Annotated in this window: 14 protein-coding genes; 9 read left to right on the top strand and 5 right to left on the bottom strand. The window is 63.5% G+C overall.

The genetic code is table 11. From position 1 onward, the window contains the following. Positions 1 to 25 precede the first annotated feature (25 nt). Positions 26 to 2,830, bottom strand: coding sequence for a TonB-dependent receptor domain-containing protein (locus ACL58G_RS21550; protein WP_440963095.1), 2,805 nt, complete (start codon positions 2,828 to 2,830; stop codon positions 26 to 28). A 10-nt stretch (positions 2,831 to 2,840) separates the two neighbouring features. Between ACL58G_RS21550 and ACL58G_RS21545 the strand changes: the two genes are divergently transcribed. The 4 genes from ACL58G_RS21545 to ACL58G_RS21530 are packed head-to-tail and all read left to right on the top strand — an operon-like array spanning position 2,841 to position 8,581. After that, positions 2,841 to 3,062, top strand: coding sequence for a hypothetical protein (locus ACL58G_RS21545; RefSeq protein ID WP_440963094.1), 222 nt, complete (start codon positions 2,841 to 2,843; stop codon positions 3,060 to 3,062). Next, complete coding sequence (locus ACL58G_RS21540; protein WP_440963093.1) at positions 3,059 to 3,643, top strand: RNA polymerase sigma factor; 585 nt, start codon at positions 3,059 to 3,061, stop codon at positions 3,641 to 3,643. The genes ACL58G_RS21545 and ACL58G_RS21540 overlap by 4 nt, the downstream gene beginning before the upstream one ends. Continuing rightward, the gene (locus ACL58G_RS21535) at positions 3,627 to 4,592 is read left to right on the top strand and encodes a FecR family protein (RefSeq protein ID WP_413388463.1); all 966 of its coding nucleotides are present in this window, start codon (positions 3,627 to 3,629) and stop codon (positions 4,590 to 4,592) included. The genes ACL58G_RS21540 and ACL58G_RS21535 overlap by 17 nt, the downstream gene beginning before the upstream one ends. Beyond that, positions 4,592 to 8,581: a TonB-dependent receptor gene (locus tag ACL58G_RS21530; RefSeq protein ID WP_440968085.1), complete on the top strand. Its 3,990-nt coding sequence runs from the start codon at positions 4,592 to 4,594 to the stop codon at positions 8,579 to 8,581. The genes ACL58G_RS21535 and ACL58G_RS21530 overlap by 1 nt, the downstream gene beginning before the upstream one ends. Here ACL58G_RS21530 and ACL58G_RS21525 read toward each other — a convergent pair. Further along, a complete protein-coding gene (locus ACL58G_RS21525; protein WP_440963092.1) occupies positions 8,533 to 9,240 on the bottom strand; it encodes a DUF4861 family protein in 708 nt (235 codons plus the stop codon). The two genes, ACL58G_RS21530 and ACL58G_RS21525, sit on opposite strands and share 49 nt — an antisense overlap. A gap of 185 nt (positions 9,241 to 9,425) precedes the next feature. Here ACL58G_RS21525 and ACL58G_RS21520 point away from each other — a divergent pair, with 185 nt between their 5' ends. From ACL58G_RS21520 to ACL58G_RS21505, 4 genes are all read left to right on the top strand, one after another. Beyond that, complete coding sequence (locus ACL58G_RS21520; protein ID WP_440963091.1) at positions 9,426 to 10,460, top strand: LacI family DNA-binding transcriptional regulator; 1,035 nt, start codon at positions 9,426 to 9,428, stop codon at positions 10,458 to 10,460. A 265-nt stretch (positions 10,461 to 10,725) separates the two neighbouring features. After that, entirely contained in the window at positions 10,726 to 13,623 is a 2,898-nt protein-coding gene (locus ACL58G_RS21515; RefSeq protein ID WP_440963090.1) for a TonB-dependent receptor, read from the top strand. A gap of 98 nt (positions 13,624 to 13,721) precedes the next feature. Beyond that, positions 13,722 to 14,885, top strand: a complete 1,164-nt coding sequence (locus ACL58G_RS21510; protein ID WP_440963089.1) for a glycoside hydrolase family 88/105 protein — start codon at positions 13,722 to 13,724, stop codon at positions 14,883 to 14,885. 33 nt (positions 14,886 to 14,918) lie between these two features. After that, the gene (locus tag ACL58G_RS21505) at positions 14,919 to 16,190 is read left to right on the top strand and encodes a DUF2264 domain-containing protein (protein ID WP_440963088.1); all 1,272 of its coding nucleotides are present in this window, start codon (positions 14,919 to 14,921) and stop codon (positions 16,188 to 16,190) included. A gap of 43 nt (positions 16,191 to 16,233) precedes the next feature. Here ACL58G_RS21505 and ACL58G_RS21500 read toward each other — a convergent pair whose 3' ends face one another. From ACL58G_RS21500 to ACL58G_RS21490, 3 genes are all read right to left on the bottom strand, one after another. Continuing rightward, positions 16,234 to 16,425 (bottom strand): hypothetical protein, encoded by a 192-nt coding sequence (locus ACL58G_RS21500; RefSeq protein ID WP_440963087.1) that lies wholly within the window; start codon positions 16,423 to 16,425, stop codon positions 16,234 to 16,236. A gap of 30 nt (positions 16,426 to 16,455) precedes the next feature. Beyond that, the gene (locus ACL58G_RS21495; RefSeq protein WP_440963086.1) at positions 16,456 to 17,610 is read right to left on the bottom strand and encodes a methyl-accepting chemotaxis protein; all 1,155 of its coding nucleotides are present in this window, start codon (positions 17,608 to 17,610) and stop codon (positions 16,456 to 16,458) included. A 277-nt stretch (positions 17,611 to 17,887) separates the two neighbouring features. After that, on the bottom strand, positions 17,888 to 18,013 hold the full coding sequence (locus ACL58G_RS21490) for a hypothetical protein (protein WP_440963085.1): 126 nt from the start codon (positions 18,011 to 18,013) through the stop codon (positions 17,888 to 17,890). Positions 18,014 to 18,052: 39 nt separating this feature from the next. On the opposite strand from ACL58G_RS21490, the gene ACL58G_RS21485 reads away from it, so the two are divergent. Then, entirely contained in the window at positions 18,053 to 18,445 is a 393-nt protein-coding gene (locus ACL58G_RS21485) for a RidA family protein (protein WP_440968083.1), read from the top strand. Positions 18,446 to 18,482 lie beyond the last annotated feature (37 nt).

The raw sequence follows: 18,482 nt of genomic DNA, 5'->3' as shown, positions 1-18,482 counted from the left end.
CGCGGGCCGTCATTCGATTCATCGATCAGAACGTGTATTCCGCGCGCGTCAGCCAGGTACGGCCGATCGGCTTGGCGACGTTCTGGGCGAACACCACGCGCGACGAGATGCGCTGGTTCGACAGCGGCGGGTCGACGTCGAACAGGTTGTTGATACCGAAGCTGACCGTCAGGTGCTTGCTGAACTTGTAGTGGGTGCTCAGGTTGTACAGCTTGTACGACGAGATCACGTGGTAGTACGGCTGGCCCGGCTGCTGGCTGGGCAAGGCGTTGGTGTCGATGTAGTGCGAGGTGTACTGCTGGGTCAGCTGGGTCCCGAATCCGCGGTAAGACCAGGACAGGCGCAGGTTCGACTTCCAGCGGAAGACGTAGGTATTGGCCGACGTGGAGCCGGTCGCGAGTGCACCCGGCTGGCCCACCGCATCCACCCAGGCCCCGCCCGAATCGGACTGGGTCTCGTATTTGCGTACGTAGGTGCCGTCCAGGGCGATGCCGAACTTGCCGAGTCTTGCGGTCGGAACCGTGTAGCTGAACGTGGTGTCGATACCTTGCGTATGCAGGCCGCCCAGGTTCATGCGCGAGACGTCGATGTACCTGAGCGTGCCGTCCGGGTTGCGCACGAAGAGGTTGGCGTACTTCTGCACATTGCTGAAGATCGTATCCTCGGTCATTTGCGCGATCGTGCCCTTCATGCGGACATCCCAGAAGTCGAACGAGACCACCGCATTCTTGACCGGTTCGAACACGATGCCGGCGGTGAAGGTCTTCGACTTTTCCGGTTGGAGGTCGGGATTGGCGCCCGTCAGGGTGGTCAGCTGGGTGTTGCAGACGGTCGCCGGATCTAGGCCGAGGTTGGCATAGGCCGGATTGGGCGTGCCGGTGGCCGCGACCGACGGCGTGGGACCTGGGCACAGCAGCGGGTCGTCCCAGCGATGGGTCGATGGCACCAGTTGGCGTGCCGCGCCGTACAGCTCGGGCAGGGTAGGGGCACGGAAGCCCGTGCTGGCGGTGGTGCGCAGCATGATTTTCTTGCTCGCCTCCCAGCGCAGGCTGATCTTCGGGTTGACGGTGTTGCCGAAATCGCTGAAATGGTCGGCGCGCACCGCGGCGGTCAAGTCCAGGCTCTTCGTGATCGGGGCGTCGATCTCCGCATACAGGGCGCCGACGGTGCGTCCGCCGGATGGATGCGTGCCGGGGTTGCCGGACACTTTGTAGACCACCTCCTCGGCGTTCATGCCGACGTCGCTGTTCCAGGTGTCGCGGTGCAGGTCGCCGCCCACGGCCAGCGTCAGCGGGCCGCCGGAAAGATCGGACACGGACCGGGACAGGTTGAAGTCGGTGCCATAGAAGCGTACGCGTCCGCTGCGGTAGGTCTGGCCGTCCATGCTGATGCTGTCCAGGTAGGCCATGCCGTCCGCGTCCTGCTTGCCGAACGGGTTCAGGACGCCGTTCGCCACGCCCTGGTAAAGACCGGGCGTGGAAAAGAACCCGTTCTTCCAGCTGACGGTTGCGCGGCTTTGCGAAACGTTCAGGCCGACGCGGTAGTCCCAGCCCGCGACGACGCCCTCGTCGTTGACGACGATCCGGTTGGTGCGTTGGCGGCCGTCGGTGACGGCGGCGCCGGCTTCGTCCAGGCTCCAGGTCAGGGCCAGGTCCTGTCCCGTGACGCCGGCGACGGTCGGCACGCCGCCGGTGCCGCCCGGGTACCACTTGCTGGAGTTGGTGATGAACAGCGGCTTGCGCAAGGTGGGCGTCAGCACGGAGTATGCCGTCTGCGCGCCGACGATCTGCGGAGGCAGCGTCGCGTCGATATACGACTCGGTGTTGAGCATCTCGACGGTCAGCAGGCCGTCCTGGCCATGGCGCAGCGACGCCTTGGTGAGCAGCGTGGTCTGCATCGCGTCCGGCAGCAGTTGCGGGTACAGGGTCGGGTCGAGGATGCACGTGGTGTTCTTCGCCCTCGTCGACGCCAGGCTGTACCTCGCGTCGTAGTTGCTGGCGCAGCCGCTCGACCAGTACGGGTTGCCAGTGGTGCTCGTCGCCTTGCCGTTGTTGTAGACCGTAAAGTTAGCCGGCGCCGACGACGAACCCGAGGTGTTGGTCGTGAACGCCGTCCCGCCCAGCGCGACGATGGCGTCCGGATTCCAGATATTGGGGCGGTCCTTCTGCATCAGCGAATAGCGCCTTTGCGTGTCGAAGGCGGCGTACACGTTCCAGCCGTCCTTCTGCAGGTCGCCCTTGCCGGCAAGGATAGCCAGGCGCGGCTGCTGCCCGCCGCCGTGGCGCTCAGGGTCGACATAGCTGCCGGTCAGCTTGACGCCGTCGTAGCCGCGCCTGGTGATGAAGTTGACCACGCCGGCGATCGCGTCGGTGCCGTAGATCGAGGAAGCACCGTCGCGCAGCACCTCGACGCGCTCGATGGCGCTCATCGGGATCACGTCCACGTTGACCGAACTGGCACCGCTCGCCTCGTTCGGCAGGCGCCGGCCGTTGAGAAGGACCAGCGTGCGGTTGGTGTTCAGGCCGCGCATGTTGATCATTGTGCCGCTGCTGCCGCCGCCGACCGGTTCGTTGGTCGAAGCCGTCACCAGCGAGGTCGCCACTTCGGACATCGTGGTCAAGCCCTGGGCCTGCAATTCCTCGGCCTTGTAGACCGTGAGCGGCAGCGCGCTCTCGGTGGCGATCCGCTTGATCGAGGAACCCGTGACGGTCACCTTTTCCATCGGTGTGTCCGCCTGCTGGGCCTGGGCCTGGTGCATGAGGGTCAGCACGGCCAGCGTGAACGTACTCAGTGCAAGTCGGGGCGTTGCGGGGTGGTTGGCATGCTTCATCGTAGTCTCCATGAGCTTTATTCTGGTCTATCCAAAAATATTCTTTGGTCCGACCACATCTGTAATTGGTCTGTTGGCGATCATTGCAGTTTCAATAGGTGTTCGCAACTGGACAGACCGGTTTTGGCCTGGAAACGACAATCTGGACAGCTTCCATGAACTATCTTCAATTTTTTTTAGGGAAAATTCCGCGCCGTTCGTCCATACTGTTTGGGGCGATAAAAAGAAATGAACAAAGACACTATCAACTGGCTTACCGTGCACCTGCTGCCGTTCGAAGCGGAGCTGCGTCTCCGCTTGCGGCGCGTGTGTGCCGGTGCTGCGGACGTGGACGACGTGATCCAGGAGGTGTACTGCAAGGTGATGCAGATGGACGACGTCGCGCACGTGAACGACCCCCGCGGCTATATTGTCCAGATGGCGAAGAACCTCGTCACCGACCGGCTTCGGCGCGACGCCGTCGTCGACATCGAAGTCATGTCGAACCTGGGCGACCTGGAGCTGTGGGACGACAGTCCGGGCCCCGAGCGAACCGCGTTTGGCCGCGCCGAACTGCGCTGGGTGATGGGACTGATCGGCAAGCTGCCCGATCGATGCCGGGCGGTATTTCGTGCGCGGCGGATCTATGGCTTGTCCCAGAAGGAGACCGCGGATTCGCTGGGTGTCACCGAGAAAGCGGTCGAATATGAGTCCACCAAGGCGATGGAACTGATCTCCGAGATGATGAAAAGGCAGGGCGTGGATTGCATCCCGGCGACCGCGCAGCCTCGCAAGATCCACCGGGGAAGGAAAGCCAATGTCAGCGATCGATAACCAGGCCCTCGCGTGGCTGCGGAAGCAGTCGGAACGCGAGCTCGACGCGGACGAGCGGGCGGCTCTCGATGCGTGGCTGGAAGCGGATACCCGTCACAAGGGGGCGTATGTCCGTGCGCTGGTGATCGATAACGCGATCTCGCAGGCCGTGTCGGATCAAGATGTCCACCCGGGGGAAGACCGTTACGGGCTGCGGTCGGACGGGTACGGGAGCGCGAAGGCCAGCCGCCGCACGTGGCTCAAATACGGCGCTTTGGCGGCCGGGGTCGCCATACTCGGCGTGGGCGTGTCGCTGCAATCTCGCGATAGCGTCACGACGCTGGCAACATCCACAGGCGAATTCAGGCGGGTCGCATTGGCCGATACCTCGATTGCCAACCTGAATTCCGACAGCAAGCTGGAAGTCAGGTTCACGACCGCGCGACGCCAGGTCGACCTGGTCAAGGGGGAAGCGTGGTTCGAGGTGGCCAAGGACAAGCACAAGCCTTTCGTCGTGGCGGCGGCCGGCGTGGAAGTGCGCGCCGTCGGCACCGCATTCGGTGTCCGGCGCTTCCCGAATGGTGCCGAAGTGCTTGTCACGGAAGGAACCGTCGAGGTATGGACCGGCCGGGCCCGGGCACGTCTTGGTGCCGGCGAGCGTAGTTTTCTTCCTTACAATGCTGCGCGGATTACCGTTACCAGGCAGCCCGAGGAAATACAAAGGAAACTGGCCTGGCGGGACGGGAATCTCCAGTTCACGCGACAGACCCTCGGCGAGGCGGTCGCCGACTTCAATCGCTATAGCGCCAGGCAGATCGTCATTGCCGATCGGGCACTGGAAAGCGAACGTATATTTGGACAGTACCGGATCGACGCGCCCGAACAATTTGCGAAGGATATCGGCGCCTACCTGAACGTCCCGGTCGAGGTCAGTGCCGAGCGCATCGTCATCGGTGCAAAACACCCGTGATGCGCGGATGTCATGGCGGTCTCCTGGCCTCGGTCTTCCTTGTCGCGGGTACGGCAGCATGTCCTGCTACAGGCCGCGCCCAGGACGCCAAAAAGGACTTCGATATTCCCGCTGGACCGGCCACGAGCACCATCAACCTGTTCGCGAAACAGGGAGGTATCAACGTCCTGGCGTCCGAGGACGTCCTGAACGGCATCTGCACGAATCCGGTGCGGGGCAGCTTCCTGGTAGCCGACGCGCTGCCGGCGCTCCTGGCCGGGACTGGGCTCGACAGCAGGGTCACCGCCGGCGGTGCCGTATTCATCGTGGCCGCAGGGAAGGCGCGCAGGGACCGCCCCTCAACGTGCGCACCCGTCGGTCATGACCCGGCGAAAGCGGCTCGACACGCGCAGCCGGCATCCGCCAGCACTGCGGTCGGCGAACCGTACCAGGTAGCGATCGTCGCCACCAGGGCCTCGCAACAATCGGGCATCGAGCGCAAGAAGGGGGCTGCCACCCTGATCGACTCGATCGTGGCCGAGGACGTCGGCTCGCTGCCTGACCGTAACGTCGGCGCGGCGATCTCGCGCATGTCGGGTGTCGCCCTGGACCGCGGCACCTTCGGCGAAGGCGTCAGCGTCTCCGTGCGCGGCAATGAAGCCAACCTCACCCGCGTGGAACTGGACGGGCAGGGCGTGCAGTCCGCAGGGGGCATCGACATGAACGGCGGCGGCGGCGGCCGCGGCGTGGAATTCCGCCAGCTGTCCGCCGACCTGATCAAGAGTGTAGACGTGGTCAAGGGCTCGACGGCCGACATGACCGAAGGTTCATTGGGTGGCAGTGTCGTGATCAAGACGCGCACCGCACTGGATTTCAGGAAGCCGTTCGTGTCGATTCGCACGGCGGCCTCGCAAAGCGCGCTGAACAGGAAATGGGCGCCGGACGCGAACGTCATCCTTGCCCACCAATACCTCGACGGCCGCCTTGGCCTGCTGCTGAACGCGACGTCGACCACGCTCGACAACGAAGCCCATGCGGCCCAGGTCGCGCAGTCTGCGCAGCAGGGTTACTTTCGCCTGCTCGACTTCGATCAATCGCCCCGGAAGACCTTTACCTACCAGCCGGGCACGGTCAACACGGCGGACGCCGCGGCCACGACGCCTTTCCTGCGCGCGCCGCTCGCGGGTGGGGGCTACCTGGATTCGGCAACACCGCTCGACCTGGTGAGCCGCTCGGCGGCGGCGCAGACGAAAGCCGATTGCTACGCCGCTTTCCCGGCGCTCACGAAGGTCCAGACGACCGGCATCACGTCGGCGGCCATGCGCGGCCAGGCGGTGCTCCAGCGAGGCAACGAACTGATCAGTTGCCTGAACCAATGGAACGACTACACGCCCTCGAACGTGCGCTACTTCGTCAAGCGCGAAGTGGACAGGCGCCGCAACCTCGATCTGCGTGCCGACTTCAAGGTGAACGACAGGTTGTCCCTGTACGCAAAAGGGAGCTATAACCGTCGCAACGACGACATCAGCCAGCTCACCTACAGCCTGGGAAATCTTCAGCTCAACCAGGCCAGTTCGTACAGCCCGACGTATGCCGGCCCGACCTACAGCGACAGCCCGGCCACCATGACGCGCAGCGCGGTGCCGGGTTCCGGCTACTACCGGTACGAACAGCCCAGCACGTCGGGCTACAACGTCCTCGCGGGCACGGTCGCCAATGTGAATCCGGCCTCCGTCACCGTCGACGGCAATCACCACGTCACGCAGTACACGATCAGCGACGGCACCGCCACGACCGACCAGTTGCACGACGTGGCGCGGATCACCACACGCTACCTGCAGCTGGGCGGCACCTACAGGAACGGCGCCATGGCCGTCGAATTTTTCGTCGGCGATGCCCGTTCGGGCATGACGCGCGGACAGAAACGCACCAGCTTCGACAACGCCTACGGCCCCGTGACCATGCACGTCCTGCCGAACGGGTTGTGGGGATACACGCTGCCGGCAGGCAGCACGTTAGACCAGGCGAACCCGGCCCAGTATGCGACGGCGTTCCCGGGCTCGGCAACGGGCGCGGTCCCGATCGGGGCGTACAACACGACGTACGTGCCGGCCTACACGGCCGCGCAGCAGCCACTGCTGACGCAGGCGCCGGAGACGTACTGGTTGCCGACCATCCGCGCCACCAGCGAACGGACCGCCAAGCTTGACCTGACCTGGGCGACGCCCGAATCGATCCCGTTCTTCAAGCGTTTCAAGACCGGCCTCAACCTGCGCGACACCGGCAACGACGCCTGGGACCCGTATGCCGGGAACAGCCGCGGCTGGGTCGTCAGGACGCCCACGGGCACGTATGGGAAACCCGGCTATGTACCGCCCGTGATCGTCCCGTCGGCCCTGCTGCGCGGCACCTTCGTCGGCTGCCAGGACACGGCCGGCTCGCTGGCGCCGGGCGGTAACGCCTGCAAGTACGGTGATGGCCAGAGTTCCGATCCGCGCAGCGCCCTGCAAGGGCAGAACGTGATGACTGTCGGGCAGTTCCAGGACATCATCGGGCAATCGCTCATTGGCAAGGCGACGCCGACCCGGCTGTTCAGCGGCGCCACCGGGCGCCCGGCCGGCCTGCCGGACAACTGGACCCGGATCGACGTCGACAAGGTGTTCGCGCTCGCGGGCGTGCCGAACCTGAACTTCGACTGCCTCAAGCAATGCATGGGCAGCGACGGCAAACGATACGACCAGCCGGTGCAAAGGCTGACCGAGCGTTCGGCGGCGTTCTATGTGATGGGCGACTTCGGTGTCGACCACATCCCGTTCACCTCGGTCGCGTTCCCTTTCGGCTGGGAGCTGGAAGGGAACATGGGTTACCGCTACATCCTGACCAGGGTGCATGGCATCGGCACGATGAATTTCACGTCGATCGCCAAGACTGCCGGCTATGACCCGGCCAATCCGAATGCCGCGGGCGGCACGGTCAGCAGTACGTATTCGCAAAACACGGCGGTCGACGGCAGGACGCACGACTTCCTGCCGATTTATAACCTGGCGCTGTGGGTCGTTCCGGACAAGGCCGTCGTACGCTACGGACACGCCAGGGCCGTGGCACGTCCCTCCGTGGCACAGCTGCTTCCGGCCGGGACCTGTACCTATGACGAACGCGTCGCCGACGCCGGGCTGCCCCAGACGTGCAGCGGCACCATCGGGAACCCGGCGCTGCAGGCACAAAGGAACGTCAACCAGGACCTGTCGCTCGAATACTATCCGAACAAGGACACGATGTTCTCCGTCGCGGCGTTCAGGCAGGAAGGCAAGACCGGTCCCGCGCTTCCCCAGGGCGTCGGCAAAGGGATGTTGTTCGGCGGTTCGGCGATGGTCGATCCGGGCACCGGTGCGGCATTATCGGGTATCCCTTTCAATTACTCGACCTATTCGAACGGCGTCGCGACCACGCGCAAGGGGCTCGAGCTGGGCGCCAGGACCGCGTTCACGTTCCTGCCGTGGATGCTGCGCCATACCGGGTTCGACGGCAATTACACGAGATTGCGCTCGGTCGCCTCGAGCCTGAGCCTCGTGGATCTGCTGACCGGCGCGCCGCTGCCGCCCGCGCGCGAATCCAGGTACTCGTACAACGCCGCGCTGTGGTACGACGACGGCAGGCTGTCGGCACGCGTCGCGGTGCAGGCCGTGGCATCGTTCTTCAACTGTGTCGCCGGTTGCGGCCAGCCCGGCATGGCCAACTATCCGAGCGCGGCGGGCGGCATCACCAATGTCTTGCCGTATAACCCGGGCTCGCCGAACTTCCGCGACGGTACCCGCTTTATCGACGGCAAGATCTCGTACCGGGTCCGGCCGAACGTCGACGTCTTCATCGAAGGCCGAAACCTTGGCAACGCGATCACGTCGACCAGCCAGGGCCCCTTTGCGCCGTTTGCCGACGGCACGCCCAACCTGCTGGACTATGCTTACTCGGGCCGCCGCATCATGGTTGGCATCAACGTCCGCTCCATGTGAAGCTCGGCGGGCGGATCCGTTGCCGTGTTTTGGTTTGCGGTCGAGAGCGTGACGCCGATCGGTGCCGCAATCCGCGCAGCCTTGGCGTCGACCTTGCGGTGCCAGTCCGCCTGGTCATGGACGTTCTTCCACCAGCCGGCCGCTGCGCCAAGGTAATAGCGTAATGGCTTTCCCGACGCGGCCGTAGCAAGAATAAGCGCGTTGTCCCGGTCTTCGGCGTACGCCACAGCGGTGGCGCCCGGCATGGTGATCGCGGTGCCGAAGTCGCCATGGCCGCGTTGGGTAACCCATTGCGCCAGCGCGTGACTGTTTGCCGGCGGCTGTGTCTTCACCACCGGTACCGCCGGCGCCGACCGTCGTGCCGACGCCATACATGTCCAGCCCTTCGCGATGCCCGCATTGCCCGGATCCTTGGCCTCCGGATGAATGTTCGTTACCTGACAGGGCAGGACATGGCCCGCCGCATCGGTAACGGCAATGTGCTGTAACAGCGCCCCCGGCAATGCCTTGTTGACTGCCGGCCAGGGAATTGCGATCGTCTCGGAAGGCCGGGCCGCGTCGAGGTCGTGAGCGACGTCGATGATCAACCGTTCGCTGGCCGATGCCAAGCAATGGGTGGTGGCAACCAAGCTCGCGAAAAGAAATGAATGAATTTTCATGATATCTCCGTTGTGTTTGTCAGACAACGTTATCGGTTGCGGTGGCGATTCGCAAGTCGTTCAGGGGCCCGGGCCTGCTCCAGGCGGTGCAAGAGCGCATCGGAGCCAGGCCGCCGGGCGAGGCCAGCACTTTGGCGAGCGACACCGAAATGCTATCCTTCGTCATTTGGCCACCCTGATCGATCATGACGAAAATCGCGACGTTGAATGAAGTTGCTGCACGGGCAGGCGTGTCGGTCATTACCGCCTCGCGCGCGTTACGCGGCACGATTCACGTCGCCAAGGCGACCCGCGAGAAAGTGCTTGCCGCTGCCAGCGAACTGAACTACACGCCGGACGTTGTCGCCCAAACCATGCGCGGTTCGCAGTCGAGGCTCCTGGGCGTGTTCCTGCTGGGCTTTCGTTCCATGGTCTTTCATGAACTCCTCGTCAGCATCGAGGAGCAGGCGCACCGTCGCGGCTATGAACTGGTCGTCGTCAACGTTGCCATCTACGACGACGGTCGCACCACGAGTGTCGAGATGATGCTCAAGCTGTGCGACGGCATCATCTGGCTGCTCCCGAGCGGTACGCACTCGTTGATGCGCAAGCTGGAAGCGGGACAGATGCCGGCGGTGCTCGTCAACTTTTGTGCCCGCCCGGTTGCGCTTCCCGTGGTGAGTGGCGCCAACTACAGCGGGGCGTACGACCTCGTCAATCATCTGATCGGGTTGGGGCATCGCCGGATCGCATTCGTGGAAGGGGCGCTGCATACGGGCCAGAGCCGCGAGCGTCAACGCGGATATGAGCAAGCCCTGCGCGACGCCGGATTGCCTGTCGACGCCGACTACATCGTTCCCGGCGACTTCCTGTTCGGCGGCGGCCGGGAAGGCGCCCGCACGCTGCTCGCGTTGCCGAATCGCCCGACCGCCATCTTTTGCGCCAACGACGAGATGGCCCTGGGCGCTTTCAAGGCGGCCGAAGAACTTGGTCTCAAGGTTCCCGCGGACGTGTCGATTGCCGGCTTCGACGACATTCCCGCCGCATCCACGGTGACGCCGCCGCTGACCACCATACGCCAGCCGCTGGACGAGATCGGCGCGCGCGCCGTCGACGAGGTCCTCGCTTATATCGGCGATCGTGGCCGCAGCCCCTCCCGCATCGAACTGCCGACACGCCTGGTGGTGCGGGACTCTACCGGGAAGGCGCCGCAACGCATCCGGCCCGCGAAGCTCACTTGAGGCCCTCATGCCCGGCCACGCCATCGGTGTCCGGCTGTCTCGATCTGACAACGTTTACCGATAATATTTATCCCGTTAGTGATAACTAATTCGCTCGCTTTAGAGTGAAACTCATTCCTGTTCCTGTCTCCGCAATATGGTGGTCGCGCTGTAATCTCGTAAATATTTCTGATAACGTTGTCAGTGTCAGAAAGCAATGATTGCTCGTGACTCAGCGGCAGCCACTGCCGCTGAATGCAAAGCGAAATAAAAACAGGAGACAACAGTGAAGCAAACCCAACTTTCCAGGGCGGTCGCCCTGGCGCTCGCCGCTGCATACACACCGCTGGTCCTCGCCCAGGACGCGTCGACCACCGACACCGCGCACAAGCCAAAGGAAGAAACCCAGGTCGTGACGGTAACGGGCTTCCGCTCCAGCCTGGAGCGTGCCCTGAGCCTGAAGCAGCAGGCGATCGGCGTGCGCGATTCGATCGTCGCCGAGGACATCGGCAAGTTCCCCGAGGCGAACGTGGCCGAATCCCTGCAGCGTATTCCCGGCGTGTACGTCATCCGGGACGGTGCGTCCAACGAAGGCCAGCGCATCAACATCCGTGGCCTGGGACCCCAGTACTCGGTGACGACGATCAACGGCGCGCCCGTCCACACGACGTCGTCGAGCAATGCGGGTGCGGCGGTACGCGACTTCAATTACGACGTGTTCGCGTCCGACCTGTTCGGCCGGGTCGATTTCTACAAGAGCCCGATGGCGGATCTGGAGGAGGGAGGCATCGGCGGTATCGTCGACCTGCAAACGCCCCGGCCTTTCGACAAGAAGGGACGCACGATCCGTTATGCCGCCTCGGCCTCGTACAACTCTGCGTCCGACAAGACCGACCCGCGCTATTCGCTCATTCTCAGCAACACGTGGGGAAATATTGGCGCGCTGGTAGGGTTCGCCCACAGCGGGAGCACCAACATGAGGTCGGGCTTCCAGTCGACCGGCGGCTACCTGAGCCCGGCACAAGGCCGCAATAACGCGCCGGCCGGTTTTTCCCTGCCGTTCAATTACGACCTGGACTACAACGACCCGCGCGCCAATCTCGGCGGGCTGACGCGCGACCAGGTCGACAATGCCCTGCTGCCGCGCTTTCACCGCGTGTACGGCGCGCTCAACAAGCGCAAGCGCGACGGCCTCGTCACGTCGCTGCAGTACAAGAACGGTCCTCTCGACGTCAGCCTGGACGGCCTGTTCTCGCGCCTGAGCGACATGCGCGACGAGTACACGTTCGGCGTCGCCATCCGGAATTCGCGCACGACCAACACCAGCCTTCCATCCGGTCTGCCCGGACACAACGGCCTGGTGCCGCTCAACGTCTTCGTTGATCAGAATAACATCCTGCAGGGCACGTTCGCGAACACGTCGTACATCAACGAGAACTACATCTACGACTCGAAGACCAATTTCGGGCTGGGCTCGATCAATGCCAAATACACGTTCTCGCCGCGGCTGAAAGTCACCGCCAGCGGGGGACGTTCCAGCAGCAAGGCATACTTCACCAACAACCGCATCTACACGAACATCTATGGCGTGACGAGCACGCTCGACTCGTCGCAGGACAATGTGTATCCGGTGCTGGCCGCGACGGGAGTCGACTATAACGACAAGTCCATCTACAAGGATCCGATCATCACGTACAACTACGTGGACGAGTATGACACCGGCGAGCATTTGAAGACGGCCGTCGACTGGGATTACGACCTGTGGGGCGGCTGGACCGGCAAGCTGAAAGCGGGCGTCTCGTACGTCTCGTCCGGCAAGGAGGTCGGCCGCTACAACGGCACGGCACTCGGCCAGACGATGCGGCTGCCGATCGGCGGCTCGGTGAATTCGCTGGGCAATTCGATCACGTCCTATATGGTCCAGGGATCCCCGCTGCAACATTTCGCGCCCGATGCCCCGGCCACGTTCCCGACCTCGTTCGCGCACTTCGATCGCGGGTTCATCGAGGACGTCCTGCAACCGGGTCGCGCGAAGCTGGGTACGCCGCCTGACCTTGCGTCCAGCTTCAAGACGAACGAAGCCGTCACGTCGCTGTTCGTCCAGTCGGACTTCACCGGCGAACTGTTCGGCCGCGAACTGCGCCTGAATGCCGGCGTGCGTTACGCGCGTACCAGGACGCAGATCGACAACTACACGCAGGTGACCGAGAACGGTACGCGGAAGTACGTGCCGAACCATCGGGAAAGCAGCTACGCGAACGTGCTCCCGAGCCTGTCGGCCGCGTATGACTTGCGCGACGACGTGATCCTGCGCGCGTCGGTCGGCCGCACCATCACGCGGGCCGCGCTGTCCCTCATCGCCGCCAACACGACGATCCCGAACCAGTTCGAACCCAACGCGACGTCGGGCAACGCGAACCTGAAGCCACAGCTTTCCGACCAGGTGGACCTGACTGGTGAATGGTACTTCCAGAAGGGCAGCCTGGTCAGCGTGGGCTACTTCTTCAAGAAGATGAAGGACCTGACGCAGGCGCAGCGCACCGTCGTGCCGTTCAGTTCCCTCGGCCTGCCCGACACCGCACTCGGCACGAACCTGTGGATGCCCGGTACGAATCATCCGGATCCAAACCTGCCGATCACGGTGTCGAGCTACGTGAACATGGCCAAGCAGAATGTCAGCGGCATCGAGCTGGCTTACCAGCAGGCGTTCACGTTCCTGCCCGAGCCCTTCAACGGATTGGGCGCGATGGCGAGCTATACGCGCGTCAAGTGGCCGGTGCCGGACTGGGTCAACCCGGACGGCACGAAGCAGACCGTATGGGAAGTGCCGCGCTATTCCTACAACCTCACCGCTTACTACGAAAAGGGTCCATGGGCGCTGCGTACTTCGTATAACTACCGCGACGGCAACATCCTCGCGCGCAGCCAGCCCGGCATCAACGTGGCGTTGAACGGGCAAGCGCCGTGGGTCGCCGGTCGCCGTTTCGTCGATGCGTCGATCTCCTACAAGATCACGGAGAATCTCGAGCTTCGCCTGGACGGCATGAACCTGACCAACGACCTGAGCTACGTCTATTACAAGGACATGATGGGCCGCCCCAACTACGGTAACGACCACGCCCGGACCGACAACCTGCTGTATGACGGCCGTACGTTCCAGGTCGGCATTCGCGGCAAGTTCTGACGTCGCTTCTTCCAACACCACCCATGTGAAGCGGCTGTCGGCGCGGCCGCTTCACGGCGCATCACATCAAGGAATAGATTTTGAAAAAGAAAGTACTCATGTCAATCTTTGCCGGCTCGCTGGCCATCCTGTCAGGCTGTGCGTCCGTGGCGGGCCACGGACCGGACAGCGTGCAGGCGTCCGCCAGTGCAACGGTGCCTTCCATCCCCGCGCTGCGCTCGGAAGCCCTGGCCGTGATCGCCAGGGTGAACGACCATTGGCAGGCAACGACGCCGGCGACGGAACGAGCGTTCTGGGACGTCGCCGCCTATCACACCGGGAACATCGCCGCCTACCAGGCCACCGGCAACGAGGCCTACCGCCGCTACTCCGAGCGGTGGGCGGAAGCCAACCAGTGGCAGGGCGCCAGGTCCGACAACAAGGCCGAGTGGAAGCACACGTACGGCGAAACCGATGACCACGTGCTGTTCGGGGACTGGCAGATCTGTTTCCAGACCTATCTTGATTTGTATGCGCTCGACAAGGATCCGCGCAAGGTCGCCAGGGCCCGCGAGGTGATGGGATACCAGATCGGCACCGCGCGCAACGACTACTGGTGGTGGGTCGACGGCCTGTACATGGTGATGCCGGTGATGACGAAGATGTACATGCTGACGGGCGACGCGCGCTACCTGGACAAGTTGAACGCGTATTTTCAATACACGAACAGCATCATGTTCGACGCCGAGTCGGGCTTGTACTACCGCGATGCGCGCTACGTCTATCCGAAACACAGGAGCGTAAACGGCAAGAAGGATTTCTGGTCGCGGGGTAATGGTTGGGTCTTTGCCGGCCTTGCCAGGGTGCTGGCGGACCTGCCCGCGGACAGCGCGCTGCGACCGGAGTTCGAAGGCAAGTTCAAGGCGCTGGCCGCCGCATTGAAAAGCACGCAGCAGGCGGACGGCTACTGGACGCGCAGCCTGATCGATCCCGCGCATGCACCCGGTCCGGAAACGAGCGGCACCGCGTTCTTCACCTATGGCCTGCTCTGGGGCGTCAACAACGGCCTGCTCGACCGCGCCACCTATCTCCCCGCGGCCATCAAGGGCTGGCATTACATCGCCAGGGTCGCCGTTCAACCGGACGGCACGGTCGGCTATGTCCAGCCGATCGGCGACCGTGCGATTCCGGGGCAGGTCGTCGACCGCGCTTCGACCGCGAATTTCGGTGTCGGCGCCGTGCTGCTCGCGGCGGCCGAGATGTCCAGGCTGCACGACCAATAACGCCGGCATGACGGCGCAGATACAGGAGACAATATGCAACGACGGAATTTTTTCGGGACGCTCGTCGCCGGCGGCGGATTGAGCATGCTGGGCGGCGCATTGCCGGCCGGCGCGCTGGCGCAGGCGCCGGATCCCGCCCCGCGCCCGGGCCAGGACCGGGCCTATCTGGCAGCCCTGCTGCAAAAGATCGCCGAGCCGGTCTTGTCCAGCATGGCGCGGGGCGCCCTGAAGCGCGAGTTCGACATGGAACTGAGTCCCGTCTGGGACGGCCGCGACAGGAACGTCGGTTACCTTGAGTGCTTCGGCCGGCTGATGTCCGGATGCGCCCCCTGGCTCGCCTTGCCGGACGACGCAAGCGCCGAAGGACGCGTGCGCAAGCATCTGCGCGAACTCGCGCTGCAGAGCTTCGTGCATGCCGTCGATCCGAAGAGTCCCGACTACCTGGCCTGGGGCGACAACTTCCAGGTGCTGGTCGATTCGGCCTATTTCACCAGCGCGCTGATGCGTGCTCCACGCGCCCTCTGGGATCCGCTCGACCGTACGACGAAGGAGCGGATCATCGCGAGGGTCAAGGACTTGCGGCGCATCCTGCCGCTGTACACCAACTGGTTGCTGTTCGCAGCGATGAACGAAGCATTCCTGCTCAGCATCGGCGAAGCGCACGATCCGCTGCGCCTGAACACCGCCATCGACAAGGTCGAAGAGTGGTATGTCGGCGATGGATGGATCAAGGACGGGGAGCATTTCCACTTCGATTACTACGATTCCTTCGTCATCTACCCGATGCTGATCATGGTCCTCGAACAGGCCAGCCGCCATCACGCGCAGGTGCGCGGCAACGCCGGGGAAAAGCTGGCCCTCGCGGTCAAGCGCGCGCAGCGTCTCGGCGAACATCTCGAGCGCTTCGTTTCCCCGATCGGTACGTTTCCCCCGATCGGCCGGTCGGCGACCTACCGGACGGGCGCATTCCAGGTGCTGGCGCTTCTGGCATGGCGCAAGCAGCTGCCGGCATCGCTGCCTGAAGGCCAGGTAAGGGCTGCGTTGCAGTCCATCCATCAGGCCACTTGGGCGCACCCAAGCAATTTTTCGGCGAAGGGTTTTCTCACGCTGGGGTTCACGGGACACCAGCCAGGCATCGCCGACGTGTATTCGAACAGCGGCAGCATGTACATCGCCACCGAGAGCTTCCTCGCGCTCGGATTGCCCGAGAACGACTCTTATTGGACCAGCCCGGCGCAGGAGTGGACGCAGCAAAAGGCATACAGCCAGAAGCCGTTTCCACGGGATGGCTACGTGTCGTACTGACAGGGGCGTGCCCGCGGCCAGCAGGCGCGGGCCGTCCAATTGGTCATTGAACAGACTTGTTTTTGTATTCAGGTGCGGGATGGTCTCTTGCAGGTTGAATTTGCCCGCGTAGCGTGGTGAACTCGGCCATGCAAGCAGCGAGTGAAGTGGAAAGCATCTTGAGGCTTTCCGATGCAGCCGCGCTGTCTTCCGTCATCGCCGCATTCTGCTGGGTCATCAGGTCAAGCTGTGTCATCGCGTCGCCTATGTTTTCGATGTCGCTTGACTAAGCCACGATCGAATTCCTCACGCCTTCCATCGAGCGTGCCGCCGAGTGCACTTTGTCGACCAGCGTTCGACTGATCTCGCCTGCCTGTGCTGCGTGCCTGGACCCGGATGCCACGCGGGACAACGTGTCCTCGATGAGCTGCCCGATCTCTTTCGCCGCTTCCACGGCTGCGTTCAGGGCGAGGATATTGGTCTGAAACGCCAGCGAATCGATTGTAGACACGATGATGCCGATGCGTTGGCTGGCGTCCTGGATGGATTCCATCGTCAGTACGACACGAGCGACATTCTGCCCGCCGTCGTTCGCGGCGCGTGCGGCATCCAGCGAGGCGTTCAGCGCGGCATCGGAAGCGTCGGAGGTGGTACGTATTCGCGCCGTCATGCCGTGCAACGCCGCAGTACTCGCCTGGAGTTGGTGTGCCTGGGATTCGGTGCGCTGCGCGAGATCGTGCGTGCCTTGGGAGATTTCCATTGCGGCGATGCGAAGGCTCTCGGCGTTGTCCCGTATCGATCCAACAGTCCTGCTCATTTCGGCTTGCATGACGGTCAGGCTATTTCGCATCGTGGCGACTTCGGATGGGGCGTATGTCGGGAGCGGCGGCAAACTGGGCGCAAATCGCTTATCGGCGAAATTGCCCAGCGCTGTCGCCATCTCTTCAAGGGGCAGCGACAGCGTACGCCTCGAGAATCGCCACAACACGACGACGAGGTAGGCGACGGCAAGGCCGGCGAGGACGACCGGGTCGACAAGAAAACTTCGCTTGATCCGCTCGTTGAGAGTTCGTGACTGCTGCTCCCGATATTGCAGCGCTTTCCCGAAGCCGCGGTCCAGGACTGGCGTCCTGGCGGCCAATACCGCGTAATATGCTGGGAGATCGTGTCGACGCAGGGCATCGATGAGTGGAGTCACACCCTCGTCGACGTAACGCGTGTATGTATTCCCGAAATCCTGCGCCAAGCGTTGCTCGGCATTGGTCTTGGGCAAAGCCAGGTAGCGTGCGGCACTTGCCTTCGACAGTTCCATTTTTGCAGCGGCCGTCTGGACGTTTATGTCCGACGTCGACGCGTCGCCCTTGGCTTCAGCCAACGCGGCCTGTGTCAACCAGGCACGCGCAGTGCGGGTGTGGTTGATTGCGTCGACGATGTCGAGCACGACCCGGAATTCCCGCTGCACGCTTCCAAGGGATGTGTTACTGAATTGCTGGGCGCGCAAGCTGACTCGCCGCCGTAGCGAGCGGCGCCGCGCATCGCATACGCGAGCAAGGCGATCTGTGTCGCGGCAAGAACGAGCCAGATCGCCATCAGGCGCAGCGCGAGGGCGACGAGCTGGTGGAATGACATCATGGTGGTATCGATCAGGTAGAAAGGCCGGCCACGCCTTTGTCGCGGCGTGACCGGTTCTCGGCGTGACGCCGCGTTGTGGACAGTGCTCAGAACTTCAGGACGAAGCCGGCATAGCCGCCATAGGAATCCGCGCCGTTGCAGTTGCTCTGGTTCTTGCAGGCGATATCCCAGTAGTACAGCGCATGATTGTTGGCGCCGTTCATGCTGATCATCGCGCGCGAACTGCTGCGCGCGGCAAAGGAAGAACCATGATGGAGATACTGCAACCACCCGGCTGGCCGCGCCCGCGCGGGTACGCGAACGGCATCGCGGCGCGCGGCCGGCTCGTGTTCGTGAGCGGGATGATCGGCTGGAACGCGGACGGGCAGTTCGACAGCGACGATTTCACGGCGCAGGCCGGACAGGCGCTGCGTAACATCGTCGAGGTGTTGCGCGAGGCGGGGGCGCGACCGGAACACATCGTACGCATGACGTGGTACGTGGTCGACCGGCGCGAATACCTGGCCGCCGGCAGTGCCCTCGGCGCCGTCTATCGCGAGATCGTCGGCGTCCATTATCCGACCATGACGGCCGTCGAAGTGGGTGCGCTGGTCGAGGACCGCGCCCGCGTGGAAATCGAGGCGACAGCGGTCGTGCCGGACTGATACCGAATCTGATATCGATCACAAATATTTCGGAATG

The sequence above is a fragment of the Massilia sp. GER05 genome, assembly GCF_052056005.1.
Classification (GTDB): Bacteria; Pseudomonadota; Gammaproteobacteria; order Burkholderiales; family Burkholderiaceae_D; genus Telluria; species Telluria orientalis.
Note: the sequence above shows the minus strand (reverse complement) of the source record. Positions and strands in the feature narration are given on the sequence as shown.